We start from the raw sequence: 18279 nt of genomic DNA on the forward strand, positions 1-18279 counted from the left end.
TTCAGACATTCAGTCCTCGCAGAGCGGTGATCTTGGCAATTACGATGAACAGCAGGTCGAGGACCAGAGCAACGAGCATCACTCCGATCACTCCCGAGAGGACTTCCTCCAGCGCGTTCGCTCCCCCGATGCGCTCGAGCCCTCGGAAGATCAGCTCTCCCAGACCCGGGCCGCGTACGACGGCTCCGATGGCTGCTGTTGCGACCAGCATGATCGTTGCCGTTCGGATCCCGTTGAGGATGACCGGCCAGGCCAGAGGCAGGACAACGGTGCGCATCCTCCGTCCCGCGCTCATGCCGAGGCCGCGCGCCGCCTCAACGATGGCCGGGTCGACTCCTTCGATGCCGGTGACCGTGTTGCGCAGGATCGGGAAGACTCCGTAGACGGCAAGGGCCGCAATCGTCGGGGCGACGCCAAGTCCCAGGAGGGGGATCATGAGGGCAAACAGGGCGAAGGAGGGGATGGTCAGCAGGGTTCCAGTCAGTGACAGCAGTCCGTGGCGCAGGCGTGGGCTGGACTGGGTGAGGAGAGCAAGCCCGATCCCCACGACCGCGGAGATCGCGACGCTGATCAAGACGAGTTCGATGTGCTGCTGGGTCAGGAACAGCAGGCGGCCGGCATTGTCGGCCATGTAGGCGACGAGGCTCATGGGGTGCCCAGCCCGCCGCGGGCACGGCTCTGAACCGCGTTGAGAACCGGCTGCCGTGGGCCGGTGGCGCCGGGCTCGGGCAGAGGTGTAGCAAAATGCTGCATGGTTGTTGTCCTGACCTCTAATAGATGAGTATCGGTAGGCCTCGGCGGGCCGTCAGGGATCTCTCGGATCATCAGGCGGAGGAGCGCACGTCGGAGCAGAGGTAGGTCTGCAGGGCCCGCACTGTCGAGAGCAGGTGCCCGGCAAATGCCTGGATGTGCGGCTCGATCCTGAACGCGGGACCGGAGATGTTCACCGCGGCCTTGATGCGGCCGGAGAAGTCCCGCACCGGTGCCCCGATGCCCAGGAGTTCCGGGTCGAAGATCCGGTTCGCGACCGTGTATCCCCGCTTGCGGGCCTCCTGCACCTGGGCAAGGAGTTCGCGGGCTTCGCGGGCCGAGACCCCGTCTTCGCCGCGCCGGACCATCTCGAGGATGTGCTCGTCCTCGTGGTCCATCAGCAGGGCCATGCCGCTGGAGCTCCTGTTCACCGGCACCGTACGGCCCACCCAGTTCACGGCCTCGATCGATCGCCGGGAGCTCTCCGAGTGAACGGTGAGCACCTCGCCGTCGCTGAGAACGGTCAGGTAGGTGCGCTCCCGGACGGTTTCGGTCAGCCTGAGCATCAGAGGGGCTGCGAGTTTGGTCAGCCGCTGGTCTCCCGCCCGCACCGCCAGTGCGAAGAGCCGCCAGCTCAGCTCGTAGCGCCCCGAAGGGTCCCTGGAAACCAGGCCTGTCTCGAGCAGGCTCTTGAGCTGGCGGGACACGACGGACTTGTCGCGCCCCAGGATCCTGGCGACATCTGCCACGCCCAGCCCGTCCGGGAACACGGCCGGATCGGCCGACGTGAGTGCGTCCAGTATCGCCATCACCCGCGAAGCGCCGGTCTGCGCCGTGGGAGCCTGCTTCTGCTCGAGAGCCATACCGAAATCCTAGGCAGGGGGTGTGATACACGCAACACCCGGTTGCATTTTCTGCATCGCTTGCCCGCGGGCAACCTCCTGCTGCGGGGCGGAGCCAGTCAGGCTCCGCCCTGCGCCGGCGGCTCCGGTCACGGTCAGGCCGAGATGCTCCGGGCGGGAGCGGCGGAGACACTGAAGGCGTCGTCGAAGAACTCCTTCAGGCGGTCGCACAGCAGCAGGAACTCCGGGTGGTCGCTGTACATGAAGTCGTTGTGCCGCCCGTGGACCGTGTAGAGGGTCTTGGGCGAAGCGGCGGACGCGTACAGGGACAGGGCCTCGTCCAGGGGGTGCAGCGAGTTCCGCTCGCCGTGCGCGATGAACAGTGGTGTGGGCGAGAGGTTCGCCACCACGTTCTCGACTTTCAGGTCCAAGATGGACTCGGTGAACTGCAGCCGGGTCGGGTGCCCGAAGCCGTAGACCTGCGCCAGCTCCTTCCGGACGTAGTCATCGGTCGCAGGGTCGAGCGGATAGTGGGCGAAGGTGTCAGCGAGCTTGGACTCGCCATGGAGCACCCGGCGCACTCGGTCCTCCTCCACTTCGTCGACGATCTTCAGGAACTCGTCGTAGGTGTGGATGGACTTGAGCCATCGCTCCCCGTCGTAGAACCCGTTCAGGGACGCCACGCCCGCGACATCCCCGCCCTTTTCGGCGGCGAGGATGACGTTCGCAGCGCCCATGCCCCAGCCGACGAGGCCGACGCGGCAGGTGTCGATGTCTTCCTGCGAGCGGATGAACGTCACGGCGTTGCGCACGTCCTGGGCCTGCTCCTCGATCAGGACCCGCCCCTTCTCCCCTCCGCTGTCCGCCATGCCCCGGTAGTCGAAGCCCAGGCAGACGAACCCGCGCTCGGTCATCCGCCCAGCGAACATCTTCGGGTAGAAGTCGTTGAACCCCTGATAGCCGGAGTTGATGACAAGCGCCGGGTGTTGCCCGCCTTCGGGCAGATCGTCCGGGTAGTAGATGGTGGCCTTGAGACGGCTGCCCTCGCTGTAGAAAGCCGTTTCCTTCTGGATCACGATGATTCCTTAGTGCTAGTCCGACCGAGCTGGCCGAGTCCCCCGCTTGCTCTCAGGCCGGCGCCTTCACCGCTTCTGCTTCCCAGGGAGGCCAGCGCAGATCGCCGAGAGTGTGCTGCAGGTCTCAACGGGCCTACTATCAGCGCAAGATGTAGTGAGTGCAATCAGGCGATGCATATTTTGCAACCTCGACCGAGGCGGGGCTCTCAAAGACGCCGTTGCGTTATCGGATCGGCGGACGTGTTGAACCGGGGTCGGGTCCGCGGTCAGCGGACCGCGACCACGATCACCTCCGGCGGGAACCGGAAGCCGGCGGACGCGACGTCGGAGGCAGCTACGAGTCAGGCCGGGTCGACGACTTCACTGCTCAAGTCTGCCTCGATCTTGGCGACGCCCAACGCAACGGAGCCTCGCCGAACGCCTCCTCGTTGGCCGCGGACGGCCCTGTCGTGCCGATGACCTTGCGCACGTATTGGTGGCGGCGGCCTCGATCTCATCGCCGGTCGCAGGCGGTTCAAAGTTGTGCGGCTGGCTCGGGGAGTCCTCCGGCACCGTGCTGGATAGCGAGCTGCTGGTCCAGGTCCTCGGTGACCAGCAGGACCGCACCGCCTACCTGCAGGGGCTGCACGCGGTCATGCCGTCGGGTGGTCGCTACTTCGTCCTGTGCTTCCGGGAGTCGCAGGCCAACTCCTGACTGCGGCACCTCGTGCGGAGGACGTCACCGCCTGCTTCACAGAGTGCCGGCGCATCGACTCGATCGAAGCGGCCATCCTCGACAGCCTCACGGACGAGGGCGGCATCCCGGCCTGGCCCATCGCCCTCATTCGGACCTGATTCTCGACCACCCCGGCGCCTCACCCGCGATCAGTCGGGGGCCAGCTCTCCACCGACAGACGACCAAGAAGGAACACCGTGCCGATCCTGCAAGCTCAGATCCAGACCGACTGAGCCAGCCGCTACCTGGTCCAGTTCTGCAAGCACGCCGCCGCCATGAGCCGCGGCGGCCACACCCCCGAATGCATCTGCACGCAACGATGGCCCGCCGCGAGGTGCAGGTAACGCCGAGTGGTCGGACACCAACGAGACCGTCACCTTCACTCCATGGGGCCAGGCCACGCTCACCGCCGACGGCAACACTCTGACTGTACGAATCGGCGCTTCCGACGAGGACAGCATGGCCCGGATCCGGGACGTCATCACCCGCGACTTCGAGCGGTTCAGCCTCCGCGACCCACTAACGTTGGCCTGGCAGCGGTCCGAAGCTCCCGGTGCCGCCCCCTTTCGACTCACCAGCGAAATGACAAAGAAGCCCCGAGGCTTCCCACGATCCAAGCTGCAGGCGATCCTCCTCGCGTTGGCCGTGGTCTTGGTTATCGGTCTGCATGTCGGGCTGGCGGGCGCGGTCGTGGCGGAATCGCGGTGGACGGGCGTCGCCGTCAACGTGGTCGTGGCACTCGTCGTACTCAAGATCGCGCTGGTCGCCTTGACCCGCTTCGGTATCCGCCGCCGCCGGGCGACCAAGACCCCGGACCACACCTGACGTTCACCGCGGCCACACCGCGCACCAATGCTGTCGTTGGCAGCGAAGTGACGGCGGCTGTTTCGGCCCGCAGCCGGCGTTGGTCGGCGATGACTTCTGCGCTGGGCAGGGATCGGGCACGCAGCCAAGGCTTTGCCCCGTCCGGTTGCATTTGTCGCTCCCGTGGGGCTCGTCGGCCCGGACGGGTGATACAGGCGGCGGCGCCTCCGACGGGACGGCGGGCTGCATACCGTACGAGAATGGCGAAGATGCGATCTTCGCGGTCGGCGGAGGGGACTGTCCGCGTACCAAGGAAATGGCGGCGATGGACGGCGGTCGGGACCGCCGCGTTGCTCGCGCTGATCGGGATGTCCGGGCCGGCCTCGGTGGACGGCGTCGGTTTGAGGCCGGTGCATGGGGCGGCCGGCGCTGCTGTGTGGCTGGCCCTTCCCGGCGGGGTCTTCTCGGTCGACACCGTCGACCGTACCGTCCGCTACCGGGCCTGCGAACCACATCGCTGCCGGCCGGTGCCGCCGTTCCTAGGACGCGGCGTTGCGCTTCGCTGGGGTCAAGCTGGCGTCATCTGACACCCCGCCATGCAGCACGGTTCGCCAACTACCGGTAGCGGTGACGGCTCGGCGCGGCGGTACTGGGTCGGTGGAGGGCCGGTTACGGCTGACGCCACCGTAGGGCACGTCTACAGTGCGGCCGTGGCTCCTCAATTCGACCACTGGACGGATCACGTCGGCGCAGTGGTCACGTCCGCCTTCGGCCCGGCGAAGGTGAACGGGCAACTCGTAAGCCTGTTCGATCTCAACCGCCGTGATTTCGGCATTCGAGGAGCAAGGCGTCACGGCGGAAACCGTCGCGCGGTACGTCGCGGGATTGCATGGTGTGGCTGGCGCCGAAAAACTCATGGTCGCGCCCGGCTGGCGTGCTCGGCGGGCGTGGAGGCGCCTGGGGCGTTCCACAACACCGCGGAAATCGTGGCGACGGGTCCTGTTTGCGGCCAGCGCCGTCGTCGCGCTCGCGGTGATCTTCGTCGGCTGGAGCATGTTCTGAGCCAGGAGTAGGGGGATCCATCCTGCGGCGGATCTCCTCGTCGGGCAGCCGTAGACCTTCCGGCCTCCCCTGGCGAGGACAGGCGCAGCGCCCTACCGGACGAGTCTCAATGGCGGTTGTCAAGCGTCGGCGTGGCACCCTGGCCCGGCCTGGGGGTTGGAAGAAGATCGCGGCGGCCTGCTGGGAGGCCGGTACCCCTGTTCAGAGCGTCTGCTGGCGTCTGGGGATGCCGGCCCGGATCGGGTGGCTTGGCTGTACCGCTGGCTGTATAGCCATCGGAGTCCGCACCGTGCGCTTCGGCGCTGGTCGCAGCACCTCAGCGGTACAGCTCGCCGGGGTGTGAGTCCAGCTGGCCGTTGTTCCGCTTCACCATGAGGTGATATTGCGGCCTTCGGTGTTCAGCTTGTCGGTGGTCCTCGATCCAGATGGTCTCGCCGGGTTGGACCAGGACAGGGCGCTCGGGCACGAAGTTCCGCCAATGAGTGATCAGCGTCAAGCGGTCCGCCTGCTCAGGCACCCCCCTGTATGGCCTGCTCATGCTGGGACCGATGTATCGGCTCTTCTTGCTCATGTGTCCCCCAGTCGGTCGCCCGTCCGTCACGGTGCCACATGGGTTAGGAAGTGTGGATACGGCCAGACGTCGCGCGGCAGTGACGTGGGTTGACCTGCGCCAGTCTGCCGGTGGGCACGTCCGGGAGCTGACCGCCGTCGACCGTCAGCTCCCATGCCAACGGGCACGGTGACCGAAGAATTATGAGATCGAATTGCCAGCGCCGACGACCTGGGCGCATGGGGGTCTAGCAGCGGAAACGCCCCTCGACGTCTCACACCACTCCCCCGCCGTCCGCCGACCTCTTGCGGACTGGATGCGGACCGCTCGCCAGGCAGATCCGGACGCCCGCGGCTACCTATCGGCTCGAAGGCAGCGGCTCACCAGACACGATGCCGTAGGCAAAAACGATCAAGAACATGACGCCGACCGCAGCGAAGATCACGCCAATCACCCGTTCCAGCAGGACGAAGCGCGCCAGACGCTTGTCGTACTGGACATCTGGGATTGAGTCCTTCGCCTGCATCACCAGCAGGCCACCCTGCAGTGCCGTGAAGATCATCATGGCCAGCCGCTCGGGGTCGGCGTCCGGGCGGATCAGGCCTTTGGCGCGCATCCGGCGTACGCCCGCGGCCCAATGGTCGTACCAGCGGTCGGCGCGCGCGCCGACCGTGGCCGCGAGCTGCGGGTCCGCCGGGGTGAGCTCGTTGACCAGGGCGGTGATCGAACAGTACTTGTGGGTGAGGTTGCGGTAGTGCGTGACCACCGCGTCCCGCCAGCCCTGCCACGAGTCCCAGCTGTCCAGCTGGTCGAGCCACGGGCGCTGGGCCTCGAGCACGCGGCTGCTCTGGAAATCGGCGATCGCGGCGACCAGGTCGCGCTTGCCATCTGGGAAGTAGTGGAACAGCTGGCTCTTGCTGGTGGCGGTGCCGGCCCGGATCTCGTCGAGGGTCATGCCGCCGACGCCGCGTTCCAGGATGAGCTCGGTGGCGGCGCGCACGATGCGGTCGCGCGTGGCGGCGCCCTTGGCCGTAAGCCCCGTTACGGCTAGGTCCCTGCCGGCATGAGGGCGGCCCTGCGGCTGGCGCGCAGGCTCTCGATGCCCGCGTCGAGCGCGGCCTCCAGGTGGGCGAGGCTTCCGGTGGCCAGCAGCACCGCCACGGCCGCCCTGGATGCCCGCGAGCAGTGCGGGCGGCCGCCCGCTCGGCGTCCAGCCCGGGATCGATCTCGCCAATCTCCTGCATCGCGGTCCGAGGTGATCCCGGTCCCCCGCGACGAGCGCGGTCCCCGGCCGGACGCCCTGGCCGACGCGGTACGCCGTAAGCCGGTGCTGTTCATCTACCAACCGCACGCCCACTCCCCGGCCGGGCACAGCGTCGACCCGGCACGCAGCGCGGAACTCGCCGCCGCACTACACGGCTCGGAACCCTGGTGATCGAGGACGACGGCCTGGCCGACCTCGCCCCCGGGCCGGTGCAGACGCTCGGCACGATCCTTCCCGATCGGGTGGTCTTCCTGCGCTCGTACTCGAAGTCACACGGCCCCGACCTGCGCCTCGCCGTCCTCGGTGGCGCGGCAGCGCTGATCGAGCGGGCGCGCGTCTATCGGACGTTCGGCAGCGGCTGGACCAGCCGCATCCTGCAGAACTGCCTCGCCCACCTGCTCACCGACTCGCACACCCGCGCGCTTGTCGCCGAGGCCGGCGAGACGTACCGAGCCCGGCGGCGAACGCTCGCCGAGGCGCTGGCCGCCCGCGGCGTACACACGGGCGGCACAGAAGGATTGAGCCTGTGGATGCCCGTCGAGGATGAACGCTCCGCACTGGTCACCCTCGCCGCGCACGGCGTGGCCGTCGTTCCGGGAGGCCGCTATTTCTCCGGCCCGCACGAGCCTTTCCTCCGCGTCGCGACCAACCGGCTCCACGAGCACGTCGACGAGGTGGCCGACCTGCTCGCCTTCGCCGCATTCGAGGAGCATGACCGCGGACAGCCGATCATCACCCGGGGGTGACCAGCTTCGCCGATCAACGACAGCCCCGCGGCTCGCGGGATGTGGGCGGATACCGGGACTCGCGGGGCCCACGGTCATGCCGGAAATTGACGAGGGTGCGTGTCAGTGTGATCTGCACCCAGAACAGCGACCGCCACGCTGAGACCGCCAACCGCGGTTGCGATGGTGACCGCCGCCAGCCAGGGACCGGATGGGAGGGCCGAGCCCGGCTCGGCCGGGGCATCGGAGTGCCGAAGGCGCCGTCGCAAAGCCGCCGCGGCGACGATGACGACCGTCATCGCGGTGCCGACGGCCGCCAGGAAGGCCCATCCGCCGAGGTGCGGCACGAGGAGACGGCCGGCCACGGCCGCCGCGACGACAAAGGAGGCTGCCGTACGTCGCCACGCCAGCACCGTCCGTTCCACTTGCAATCCGCGATCACCTGACGAGAGAGAACCTGGGGAGGTGCCTGAGGACGGCGAGGAGCCGACGCCGGTCACAGGATGAGGCCCAGGAGGACCAGGACGCCGACGAGCATGAGACCTGCACCGACCGGCACGGCCATCAGCGGCGGCGGGAGGCCTCTTCCCAGCCTCAGGGCGAGCTCGGTGCGGACCCAGCCAAACCATGCCTGGGCTGGGGCGGCGGCGCCCAGCAGGATCAGCACGATCGCTGACGCCCGGCGGAATCCCGGCACGATCGGCAGGTTCACCGCCTCCAACGCCACGCCTGCGGCGAAGAGCGCCAGAGAGGTACGGATCCACGCCAGAAATGTCCGCTCATTGGCGAGGCTGAACCGTGGATCCGGGTCGCTGCCCAGACTGAAGACCCGGCGAGGCCACCGCGTCGACGCGCCCGAGGACGTCGGCCCGCCCAAGCAGGTGGAGCCGGCAGGAGAAAGAGCGCCACGTGACGCGCCTGCGCCGGTCGGGTCGGCCTGTCGACGCGGACAGGACATACGCCTCTTCACCACGCCGCCAGCCCTTTGACGATCGCTATGACGCTTCCCGCGAGGGCGAGCGCCATCATCCACCGCCGCGTGGCCGACTCCGGCAACCACCGCTCCAGACAGTGCCCGCCACCGATCCCTGCCAGCATCGCCGCCCCGCAGGCCAGCAGCAGTGTCCTCGACAGGACCGGGGTGCCCTTCGCGGCCAGGGACAGCACGTTCGTCACGAGGCCGACGAGCTGCACGGTCGGGACAAAACTTCGGTGTTCCCAGTCGGTGCTCACGGCGTAGACGGCGAGCGGCGGCCCGCCCGTCCCCGCCGTGATGTTGAAGAAGCCTGACGCGAACCCGGACGCCATCGCCCCACCCCGATGCCTGAGGAACGGCATGCTCTGGCCCACCGCCACCCAGGCCACAGATCCTGCCGTGATCAAGCCGATGCCGACGAGCAGGACCGGGCCCGGCAGCTCCCGGACCACCCAGACCCCCAATGGCAGGGCCAGGATCACCCCGGCGATCATCTGGACGGCCAGGCGGCGGCGCAGTGCCCGGGCGGTCGCGCACAGCACGATCAGGTTGATCACCGCTGAGAGCAGGTTGGCCAGGGTCACGCCCGAGAAGGGGCCGAGGATCACGACCAGGAACGGGGCGGCGACCAGGGCGAAGCCCAGCCCGGTTGCTCTTTGCATCGTGGCACCCAGCGCGACCGCGACGACCGCGAGCACGTCGCCGACTGGCGCCACCTCAGCGCGACACGGCGTCGTCGACCACGTCGGCGAGGCGTCGCAGCCGGTCGACCGAGATCGTGCGCAGGTCGTCGGCCATGGTCGGACTGCCGACCACCGAGGCCCAGACCGCGCGGCCGGCGAGGAAACCCGAGGCCCCGGCCCGGCAGGCGAGTCGCACGGCTTCGGGAAAAACCTCCGCGGGTACGCCGGAGGACAGCACCACCCATGGGCTGCTGATGGCTGACGACAGCGAGGCGCACCCGGCGGTGATCTCGTCCGGGGTGCCCTTGCCGTGAGTTGGTACCTCCGACTTGTAGAGGTCGGCACCGAGGGCGCCCAGCTCGCGGGCAGCCGCATGGATTCCCGCTTCGTGGTCGTACGCGCCGCCCTCGCGGGGGCCACGGGACACCGGCTCGATGATGCTGATCAGCCCGGCCTCGCGGCAGCGGGCGACGAAGTCGGTCACCATGGCGATCCGGGGTTCCGGCGACTCATCCGGTCGGTAGAGCACGAGCAGCTTGAGGGCCTTCGCGCCCTCCTTTCGTACGGTCGCGGGGTCGACCTCGGGGTCGATCACCACGTCTGCGACGAACTCGGTGGCGCTCGGGGTGAACGCGTCGGCCGCCACGATCAGGGCGCAGGACGGGTCGACGGCGTTGTCCGCGATCACCGCGTCCCAGCCGAACTGCTTGTCGATGAGGATCGCGGACGCGTAGGGGCTCAGCGCGCGTGCCGCGTCCACCTTGAACGCGGTCAGCTGCGCGTCGGTCACCGGCTCCGGCTGGTGTGCGGCGAACATGGCCCGCAGCGCCTCGCGCTGATCGACGGCGAGCATGGCGTAGCCGCCCGAGGGGCGGGCGAGGATCGAGGGGTCGACGGTCACTGTTCCTCCAGCGCGAGAGCGGCCGGCGCGTCGCCGAGGTCGGCGACGTCGAGGCGCTGAGATCAAAGGATGTTTGAAAAGTAACATCCGTTGGTAGCCGAAGAACAGAGGCTAGACTGCGGACGTGTCAGTGGAAGCCATGCGCTACGACGGCGCCCCGCAGCGGCGGACGCACATCATGGCCGCGCTGCGCCGGGCCGGGTTCCTCTCGGTCGCCGACATCAGCGCCCAGCTCGGCGTCTCGCAGATGACGATCCGCCGTGACCTGCGGCGACTCGCCGAGAGTGGCGAGGTTCTGCTGGTTCATGGCGGCGTCAGTCTTCCGCAGGGCGGCGTCGGGGGCCCGGGGTACGCGTCCCGCGCGCTCAGTCACGCCGGCGCCAAACTGGCGATCGGCGCTGCGGCGGCTCGCCTGGTCCAGCCGGGCGACACGATCGGCATCGACAGTGGCACGACCGCGGCCGAGGTGGCCCGAGCGCTGCCCGAGGACTTCGACGGCTGCGTGATCACCCACTCCGTCCCTGTGCTTGCCCACATGCTGTCCCGGCCCAGGTCAAGGGTCATCGGAATCGGCGGCGAGCTGCTGCATGACAATCAGGCGATGGTGGGTTTCGCCGCGCTGGATCTCGTCAAGCGCATGCGGGTGCGCCTGCTGTTCCTCGGCGCGAGCGCGGTCGACGAGCGGGGTGCGTACGTGCGCTCGCAGGTTGAGCTGAGCGCCAAGCACGCCCTCATGGACATCGCCGACGAGGTCGTGCTGCTCGCCGACGCGAGCAAGCTGGCGGCCACCGCTCCGGTCCAGGTGTGCGGCTTCGACCGCATCGACACCCTGGTCGTGGACGCTTCGCTGCCCGACCCGGTAGCCGCGGCCGTACGCCGCACCGGCACCCGCGTCCTGACCGCCTAGCCGGGCAGACCGCCCGAACGCGGTGTAGACCGTCCACAGCGGTGGCCGAATCCGTCCGAGGTGCCACGAGAAGCGGGAGACAGCGGAACGCAAGCTCCCCCTGCGAGGCATAAGTACCTTTCGCCGGTAACGAACTCGCCGCCTTTTCTTGTTTCGCACTCTTGACGTCCCGGTCACATGCGTTCAACACTGCATGCAGAAAGCGTCTACTGCGAGAGAAGGCACATGGACCTCAAGGCCGCACCCTCAGCCGCGGAGACCCGCGTGGTCACGCTGCCGGATGCCGCGGTGGCGGAGGTGCGGTGCCGGGTCTTCCGGGCGCGCCCCACCGAGCCGATCGCCATGTCCTTCGCGCCGCTCACCCACCGCGTGATGGTCTTGATCGAGGTCGAGCTGGCCGACGGTTCGGTCGGCGTCGGCGAGAGCTGGGCGAACTACCCGTCCTGGGCGTGGCGCGAGCGGATCGCCACGATTCAAGACGGCATCGCCCCGCTCTTGAAGGGGCGCAGCTTTCCCGACCCGGCCACCGCCCAGCGCGCCCTGCTCGCGCGGCTTGCGCCACTCGGCCGACAGTGGGGTGCACCCGGCCCGGTCCACCAGGCGATCAGCGGCGTCGACATGGCCCTGTGGGACCTCGCCGCCCGCCACGCCGGCACCAGTCTGGCCCGGCTGCTCAGCCCGAGCCCACGCACCGAGCTGCCGGTGTACGGCTCCAGCCTCGGACCCACCGGGGTCGCCGAGGTCGCCGATCGCTGCGTCGCGCTCGGGCTCACCGCCGTCAAGGTCAAGGTCGGGTTCGGCGCGGACACCGACCTCGCCAACGTCGGGACTGCCCGGCGGATCCTTGGCGACGAGGCGCAGATCTTCGCCGACGCCAACCAGGCCTGGCGGCTGACCGAGGCGCTCGAGATCGTCCCCGCTCTGGCCGATCTCGGCGTCGCGTGGGTCGAGGAGCCACTCGCCGGCGATCGCCCCTCCGAGCTGGCCGAGCTGACCCGTCACACCGGGATGCCGCTGGCCACCGGGGAGAATCTCTACGGGGCCGCGGCCTTCACGCCGTACCTGGAGGCGGTCGAGATCCTGCAGCCCGACCTCGGCAAAGCCGGCGGCGTCACCGAGTACCTGGCCGTGCTCGCGGCCGCGGAAGCGGCCGGGCGGACGGTCAACCCGCATCTCTACAACGGCGCGGTCGCCACCGCCGCCACCGTCCAGGCCGGCGCGATCTCGTCCGCGACGCGGCTCATCGAGTGGGACATCCGCTCCAACCCGCTGCGGCAGGCCGCCGACGGCCTGCTCACCGCCCACGGCACGGTCCGCGTGCCGGACGGGCCCGGATTCGGCATCGATCTCGACCAGGACCAGCTCGACGCGTACGAGGAGCAGCTAGCGTGACCGATTCCATCGTCAACGACATCCTCTCGGCCGCCACCGCCGTGCGCGTGGCAGGCCGGGCGGCGGGCGGACCGCGGCTCGCGGTGCTCGACCCGGCCACCGGCGAGCCGTTCACCGAGGTAAGCACGGGTAACGGCGCCGACGCCGACGCCGCGCTCGCTCTCGCGCAGCAGGCCCTGCCGGTCTGGGCGGGCACGCCGCAGGCTGCGCGGTCGGCGGCGCTGCGGGCCATCGCCGCAGACGTCGAGGCGCTCGCCAAGGAGCCCGAGTGGCCGACGTTGATCACCCGGGAGAGCGGCAAGCGGCTCGCCGAGTCGGTGGCCGAGCTGGGGCTGACGGTCGCCTACTTCCGGATCATGGCCGACCTGCTGGATCGGCAGGAGGCCGAGCAGTTGTCCGTCGTACCCGGGATCAATCACCGGGTGACGACGCGGCCCGCCGGTATCGCCGCGGTCCTGACTCCCTGGAACTTCCCGGTCTCCATCCCCGCTCGCAAGATCGCTCCGGCGCTGGCGGCGGGCTGCCCGGTGCTGTTCAAGCCCTCCGAGCTGACGCCGCTGTCGTCGCTGGTGCTGGCCGCGGTCGTCGAACGGCACGTGCCCGCGGGGGTCCTGTCGACCGTGCTCGGCACACCCGCCGACGTCGTCGACCCGTGGCTCTCCGCCAAGAGTGTCGGCGTCGTGTCGTTCACCGGGTCGACCCGGGTGGGGCGGCTGGTCGCCACGGCCACGGCGCCGCGCTTCCTGCGTACGGTGATGGAGCTCGGTGGTTGCGCACCTTTCCTCGTGCTGTCTGATGCGGATCCGCAGGCAGCCGCACAGACGCTGCTGGTGGCGAAGTACCGCAACAACGGCCAGTCCTGTATCGCCGCGAACCAGGTCCTCGTGGCCCGCGAGGTGGCGGCCGAGTTCACCGAGGCGTTCATCGCGGCGACCGAGAAGATGGTCGTCGGCGATCCCACGGATCCGGCCACCGACCTCGGCCCCCTCGCGCCGGCCTCGGACCCGGCCCGGATGGCCTCGCTCGTCGAGGAAGCGGTGAGCAAGGGCGCGAGGAAGGTCACGAGTGGAGCCGTCCCCGAGAAGGGCCATTTCGCCCCGGCGACCGTGCTGCTGGACGCGCCCGTCGACAGCCGGGTGATGACCGAAGAGATCTTCGGACCGATCGCGCCGATCCACGTGTACGACGACCTCGACGACGCGCTGGCCCTGCACCATGCCACCGGGTACGGCCTGGCCGGCTACGTCTGCGGCGCAGACCTCCACCGCGCCCACGCCGTCGCCGACCGTCTCTCCGCCGGGATCGTCGGCATCAACACCGGCACGCCGAACACGCCGTGGATCCCGTTCGGCGGCGTGCAGGACTCGGGGCTCGGATACGAGGGCGGCCGCCCCGGCCTGGAGGCGTTCCAGACCTTCCTGTCCGTCGGCTCGAAGGCGCAGGGGTAGTGATGCGTTTCCTCATCGGACAGACCGGCGCACCGACCAGCGTCGTCAACGCCAGTCTCCGCGGCTTCCTCGAGGCGGCGGCGGATCACGAGGTGCTGGCGCTGCGGGGCGGCCCGGACGGCCTGATCGAGGGTCGGCTCACCCCGGTCACCGCCGCCGACGTGCCGGCCGCCGCGACCCTGCACGGCGGATCCTGGCTCGGCGCCGGGCGGCGGGCGGTTACCGCGGCGGATCTCGAGATCGCACTCGACGTCCTGGCCGCCAACGGTGTCGAAGGCCTCGCGCTGATCGGCGGCAACGGGACGATGGCGCTGCTGCACGCTCTCGCCAACCGGGCCGCCGCGACCGGGCGCGAGCTGAGCGTCGTCGGTATCCCGAAGACCGTGGACAACGACCTGGTCGGTATCGACCACTCTCCGGGGTACGGCTCCGCCGCGCGGTACCTCACGAAGATCGTCCCGGACCTGGCCCGTGACCACGCAGCGATGTCCGGCATCGAACCGATCCGCATCGTGGAGACCCTCGGCCGCTCGGTGGGTTGGCTGGCCCTCGCCGCGACCTGGCACCGTGACGATCCGGTGTACGCCCCGCACCTGGTCCTGATCCCGGAACTCACCTTCGACCGGGCGGCGTTCCTCACTGCCGTGCAGGACGCACTGTGCGCGCACGGGCGGGCGTTCGTGGTCGTCAGCGAAGGCGCGGCGAGCGAGATGACCGACGAGCCGTTCGAGGCTGTCAACCACACCCGGATCATCCTCGGCGGCGTCTCCAGGGCGCTCGCCGGGCTCGTGCGCACCGAGCTGGGTGTCGCCGCCCGTGGCGAGGTGCTCGGCATGGCCCAGCGCAGCAGCGGCGCTCTCGCCAGCGACGTCGACCGGGCGGAGGCGGCGGAGGCCGGGCGGCACGCGGCGAAGCTGCTGGCCGACCACTCCACCGCACTGATGGTCGGCCTGCACCGCAGCGCCGGCGAAACCGTGTACGACCCGGTGCCGCTCGCGGAGGTGGCCGGCCGGACCCGGCCCGTACCCCCGCAGTGGCGCAGCACCAATCCCGCCGACCTCGGCGACTTCCACGACTGGCTCACCCCACTCCTCGGTCAGAACTGAAAGGCATAAAGATGCGGCACAAGATCTTGAGCGCCGGGCTCGCCCTGGCCCTCGTCGGCGGGCTCGCCGCCGGCTGCGGCGGTGGTGACTCAGGCGGCAGCGCCAACGAGATCTCCCTCGTCATGTCCAACCACCCGTGGCAGAAGGCCATCGAGCCGCTGATCCCCGAATTCGAGAAGGCCTCGGGCGTCACGGTGAAGGTGCAGACCTTCGCCGAGCAGCAGGCCCGCGACAAGATCTCGCTGAACCTGCAGTCACGCAGCTCCTCCATGGATGTCTTCATGACGCTGCCGTCGCGCGAAGGCCTGCAGTTCAGCAAGGCCGGCTACTACGCTCCGCTCGACGACTACACGAGCAAGTCCGCCGCTTACGACGCCGCCGACTTCCCAACCGCGGTCAAGACCGGCATGACGATCCAGGACAAGATGATCGCCGCGCCCGTGAACGTCGAGGGTGTTGTCCTCTACTACCGGACGGACCTGTTCGAGCAGTACGGCATCACGCCGCCGAAGACCCTCGACGAACTGCCCACAGTCGCCGCCGCGATCAAGCAGAAGTCCGGTGGCAAGGTCACCCCGATCGCGCTGCGCGGCCAGTCCGCCGCTCTGCCGTTCACCTTCGGCCCGTTCCTGCACTCCCAGGGCCTGGAGTGGACCAAGCCGGACGGCACCCCGAACTTCGACGCACCCGGCGCCGCTGACGTGATCAACCGGTACGCGACCCTCGCCAAGGATTACGGCCCGCCCGGCGTCGTCAACAACACCTTCACCCAGTCCTCGGCGCTCTTCGCGGCCGGCAACGCAGCGATGGAGCTGGAGTCCAGCAACGAGATCAGCAGCATCAACGACCCGAAGACCTCGAAGGTGGTCGGCAAGATCGGCGTGCTGGACTTCCCGGCCGGCACCGCGGGCTCGAAGTCGACCGTCCTGAGCTGGGGCATCGCGATGTCCTCGTACTCCAAGCACAAGGACGCGGCCTGGAAATTCATCGAGTGGGCGACCGGCAAGGCCACCCAGCTCAAGCTGACCACGAGCGGCATCGCGCCGCCGCGAACCTCGGTCGCGCAGGACAAGACGTACACCGACACGCTGAACACCGACACGCTGCAGCAGTGGAGCAAGGCGCTCGCCAACGTGCAGACCAACGGCTCCACCGAGGTCGGCCCGGTCGGCGTCTCCGCCCCCGAGATGCGCAAGGTCGTCGGGGACGCGATCGGCAAGGTGATTCTCGGCCAGTCCGACGCCACGGCCGCGGCCAGGGAGATCCAGGACGGCCTGACCCCGCTGCTGGCCAAGAACGCCGGCTGAGTCCCATGAGCGACCTGATGACGAAGCCGCCCGCCGCCTCCGGTTCCTCCAGCGGGGAGCCGGGGGCGGGGGCTCCGCCCCCGCGTCGCCGCCGGGTCGACCCGACGGCCCGGGGTGTCTGGCCGTTCGCGCTGCCGGCCGTGCTGGTCACGGCCGTGCTCGTGCTGGTGCCGATCGCGTACACGATCTGGCTCTCCGTCAGTGACCGGCAGTCCGACGGGACCAACTCGGGGTTCCTCGGGTTCGCCAACTACGCCGAGATGTTCGGCAACCCGCAGTTCTGGAACTCGCTGAAGGTCACGCTGTTCCTCTTCGTGGTCTGCCTGCTGGTGGAGACCGTCCTCGGGCTGGCGCTGGGCTACGTGATGAGCCTCGACGTGCCGGGCCGGCGGATCTTCCAGGGCATGATGCTGATCCCGGCGATCACGGCATCGGTCGCGGTCGGCCTGGTCTGGCTGCTGATCATGGACCCGTCGCTCGGCGCGGCCAACCAGATCCTCGCCAAGGTCGGTATCGACCCGGTGGTGTGGCTGGGCGACCCGGACATCGCGCCCTGGTCCATCGCCCTGGTCGACATCTGGCAGTGGACGCCGTTCATGGCGCTGATCATCTCAGCCGGGATCCGGTCGCTGCCCGAAGAGCCGTTCGAGGCCGCCGCGCTGGACGGAGCGAGCGGCTGGCGTACGGCCTGGAACATCGGCCTCCCGCTACTGCGCCCGGTGCTCACCGTGGCGATGCTGCTGCGCACGGTCGACCTCGTCCGCTTCTTCGACACGATCTACATCATGACCCAGGGGGGCCCGGTGAACTCCACGAACACGCTCAATGTGTACGGATACCACGCCGGCTTCGTCGACAACGAGCCGAGCTACGCGGCCACCCTGCAGATCGCCCTGCTCGTCCTGGTCATCGTGATCGCGGGCGTGTTCACCTGGTTCCGGCAGCGGGCCGCGCGATGACCAAGCGGCTCAGCGGCGTGTACGCCGCATACCTCGTCTTCGCGGTCATCTTCTTCGGCCCGGTGCTCTTCATGCTCTGGTCGTCGCTGCGCAACAACGTCGACATCACCGGCTCGCTGTTCAACCTCGCGTCGCCGCTGACGTTGGACAACTTCACCAACCTGTTCGAGCGCTTCGAGTTCGGCCGCTACATCGCCAACAGCTTGATTGTGGCCGGCGGGTCGACGATCCTCGGGCTCGTCCTGGGCGCGCCGGCCGCGTACGTGATCGTGCGCCGCAAGCTGGCCACGCTGGGCTTCGTCACGCTGCTGGCCCGCATGGCGCCGGGCGTGCTGTTCGTGCTGCCGCTGTTCGTGCTCTCGATCCGCATCGGTGGCCCGGACAGCGTGGCGCTCAACTACACGCTGTTGATCGTCGCGCACCTGATCATCACGCTGCCGCTGTGCATCTGGCTGCTGGTGCCGTTCTTCGAGGAGATCCCGATCAGCATCGAGGAGTCGACGCTGATCGACGGCGCGAACGCCTGGCAGCGTTTCCGCCGGATCGCGCTGCCGCTTGCCCTGCCCGGGCTGTCCGTGGCGCTGACGCTGAGCTTCGTCTTCAGCTGGAACTACTTCCTCTTCGCGCTGGCCCTGGCGAACGAGCGGACGCTGCCGCTGACCGTCATCGCGTTCAACTTCATCGGCCAGGGATCCAACGACTTCGGCGGCCTGATGGCCGCCAGCACGCTCATCTCCGCGCCCGCCCTGCTGCTGACGATCTTCGCGCAGCGCTGGCTGGTCCGCGGCATCACCGGAGGAGCCGTCAAGTGA

Annotated in this window: 19 protein-coding genes and 2 pseudogenes; 12 read left to right on the forward strand and 9 right to left on the reverse strand. The window is 69.1% G+C overall.

From position 1 onward, the window contains the following. Position 1: 1 nt before the first annotated feature. The 4 genes and pseudogenes from DKT69_RS10785 to DKT69_RS10800 form a co-directional block, all read right to left on the reverse strand. Positions 2–649, reverse strand: coding sequence for an ABC transporter permease (locus DKT69_RS10785; protein WP_109801425.1), 648 nt, complete (start codon positions 647–649; stop codon positions 2–4). Between the two features lie 175 nt (positions 650–824). Beyond that, a complete protein-coding gene (locus tag DKT69_RS10790) occupies positions 825–1613 on the reverse strand; it encodes an IclR family transcriptional regulator (protein ID WP_109801426.1) in 789 nt (262 codons plus the stop codon). A 134-nt stretch (positions 1614–1747) separates the two neighbouring features. Continuing rightward, positions 1748–2668, reverse strand: a complete 921-nt coding sequence (locus DKT69_RS10795) for an alpha/beta hydrolase (protein ID WP_109801427.1) — start codon at positions 2666–2668, stop codon at positions 1748–1750. Between the two features lie 406 nt (positions 2669–3074). Continuing rightward, positions 3075–3220: pseudogene (locus DKT69_RS10800) on the reverse strand (DUF2277 family protein); the annotation flags it as partial. A 1-nt stretch (position 3221) separates the two neighbouring features. On the opposite strand from DKT69_RS10800, the gene DKT69_RS38255 reads away from it, so the two are divergent. The 3 genes and pseudogenes from DKT69_RS38255 to DKT69_RS37700 all read left to right on the forward strand — a co-directional run bounded on the left by DKT69_RS38255 (position 3222) and on the right by DKT69_RS37700 (position 5249). Next, a complete protein-coding gene (locus DKT69_RS38255) occupies positions 3222–3362 on the forward strand; it encodes a hypothetical protein (RefSeq protein WP_161557802.1) in 141 nt (46 codons plus the stop codon). 378 nt (positions 3363–3740) lie between these two features. After that, positions 3741–4208: pseudogene (locus DKT69_RS10805) on the forward strand (DUF2218 domain-containing protein); the annotation flags it as partial. Positions 4209–5009: 801 nt separating this feature from the next. Then, positions 5010–5249 (forward strand): hypothetical protein, encoded by a 240-nt coding sequence (locus tag DKT69_RS37700; protein ID WP_146231031.1) that lies wholly within the window; start codon positions 5010–5012, stop codon positions 5247–5249. Between the two features lie 908 nt (positions 5250–6157). Here the strand turns inward: DKT69_RS37700 and DKT69_RS10815 are convergent. Then, on the reverse strand, positions 6158–6799 hold the full coding sequence (locus DKT69_RS10815; RefSeq protein WP_161557803.1) for a TetR/AcrR family transcriptional regulator: 642 nt from the start codon (positions 6797–6799) through the stop codon (positions 6158–6160). 255 nt (positions 6800–7054) lie between these two features. Between DKT69_RS10815 and DKT69_RS38260 the strand changes: the two genes are divergently transcribed. Beyond that, positions 7055–7234, forward strand: a complete 180-nt coding sequence (locus DKT69_RS38260) for a hypothetical protein (protein WP_109801430.1) — start codon at positions 7055–7057, stop codon at positions 7232–7234. Further along, positions 7231–7809 carry an aminotransferase class I/II-fold pyridoxal phosphate-dependent enzyme gene (locus DKT69_RS10830; RefSeq protein WP_109801431.1) on the forward strand — a complete coding sequence of 193 codons (579 nt, stop codon included), beginning with the start codon at positions 7231–7233 and terminating at the stop codon, positions 7807–7809. Before DKT69_RS38260 ends, DKT69_RS10830 begins: the two co-directional genes overlap by 4 nt. A gap of 74 nt (positions 7810–7883) precedes the next feature. Here the strand turns inward: DKT69_RS10830 and DKT69_RS38915 are convergent, their stop codons facing one another. From DKT69_RS38915 to DKT69_RS10850, 4 genes are read right to left on the reverse strand one after another with little or no spacing between them, the layout of a single operon-like run. Beyond that, positions 7884–8288, reverse strand: coding sequence for a DUF202 domain-containing protein (locus DKT69_RS38915; protein WP_109801432.1), 405 nt, complete (start codon positions 8286–8288; stop codon positions 7884–7886). Then, a complete protein-coding gene (locus tag DKT69_RS10840; RefSeq protein WP_109801459.1) occupies positions 8285–8746 on the reverse strand; it encodes a YidH family protein in 462 nt (153 codons plus the stop codon). Before DKT69_RS10840 ends, DKT69_RS38915 begins: the two co-directional genes overlap by 4 nt. A gap of 8 nt (positions 8747–8754) precedes the next feature. Next, positions 8755–9480, reverse strand: coding sequence for a sulfite exporter TauE/SafE family protein (locus DKT69_RS10845; protein ID WP_109801433.1), 726 nt, complete (start codon positions 9478–9480; stop codon positions 8755–8757). A 1-nt stretch (position 9481) separates the two neighbouring features. Continuing rightward, on the reverse strand, positions 9482–10348 hold the full coding sequence (locus tag DKT69_RS10850; RefSeq protein WP_304598675.1) for a hypothetical protein: 867 nt from the start codon (positions 10346–10348) through the stop codon (positions 9482–9484). Between the two features lie 139 nt (positions 10349–10487). On the opposite strand from DKT69_RS10850, the gene DKT69_RS10855 reads away from it, so the two are divergent. From DKT69_RS10855 to DKT69_RS10885, 7 genes are all read left to right on the forward strand, one after another. Then, a complete protein-coding gene (locus DKT69_RS10855) occupies positions 10488–11255 on the forward strand; it encodes a DeoR/GlpR family DNA-binding transcription regulator (RefSeq protein WP_109801435.1) in 768 nt (255 codons plus the stop codon). Positions 11256–11480: 225 nt separating this feature from the next. Then, positions 11481–12647 carry a mandelate racemase/muconate lactonizing enzyme family protein gene (locus DKT69_RS10860; RefSeq protein WP_236647634.1) on the forward strand — a complete coding sequence of 389 codons (1167 nt, stop codon included), beginning with the start codon at positions 11481–11483 and terminating at the stop codon, positions 12645–12647. Next, positions 12644–14095, forward strand: a complete 1452-nt coding sequence (locus DKT69_RS10865) for an aldehyde dehydrogenase family protein (protein WP_161557806.1) — start codon at positions 12644–12646, stop codon at positions 14093–14095. The genes DKT69_RS10860 and DKT69_RS10865 overlap by 4 nt, the downstream gene beginning before the upstream one ends. A gap of 2 nt (positions 14096–14097) precedes the next feature. Continuing rightward, positions 14098–15201: a 6-phosphofructokinase gene (locus tag DKT69_RS10870; RefSeq protein ID WP_146231033.1), complete on the forward strand. Its 1104-nt coding sequence runs from the start codon at positions 14098–14100 to the stop codon at positions 15199–15201. Between the two features lie 11 nt (positions 15202–15212). Then, on the forward strand, positions 15213–16508 hold the full coding sequence (locus tag DKT69_RS10875) for an ABC transporter substrate-binding protein (protein WP_109801439.1): 1296 nt from the start codon (positions 15213–15215) through the stop codon (positions 16506–16508). A gap of 5 nt (positions 16509–16513) precedes the next feature. After that, complete coding sequence (locus DKT69_RS10880; protein ID WP_109801440.1) at positions 16514–17467, forward strand: carbohydrate ABC transporter permease; 954 nt, start codon at positions 16514–16516, stop codon at positions 17465–17467. Beyond that, positions 17464–18279 carry a carbohydrate ABC transporter permease gene (locus tag DKT69_RS10885; RefSeq protein ID WP_109801441.1) on the forward strand — a complete coding sequence of 272 codons (816 nt, stop codon included), beginning with the start codon at positions 17464–17466 and terminating at the stop codon, positions 18277–18279. Before DKT69_RS10880 ends, DKT69_RS10885 begins: the two co-directional genes overlap by 4 nt.

The organism is Micromonospora sicca (genome assembly GCF_003172935.1).
Classification (GTDB): domain Bacteria; phylum Actinomycetota; class Actinomycetes; order Mycobacteriales; family Micromonosporaceae; genus Micromonospora; species Micromonospora sicca.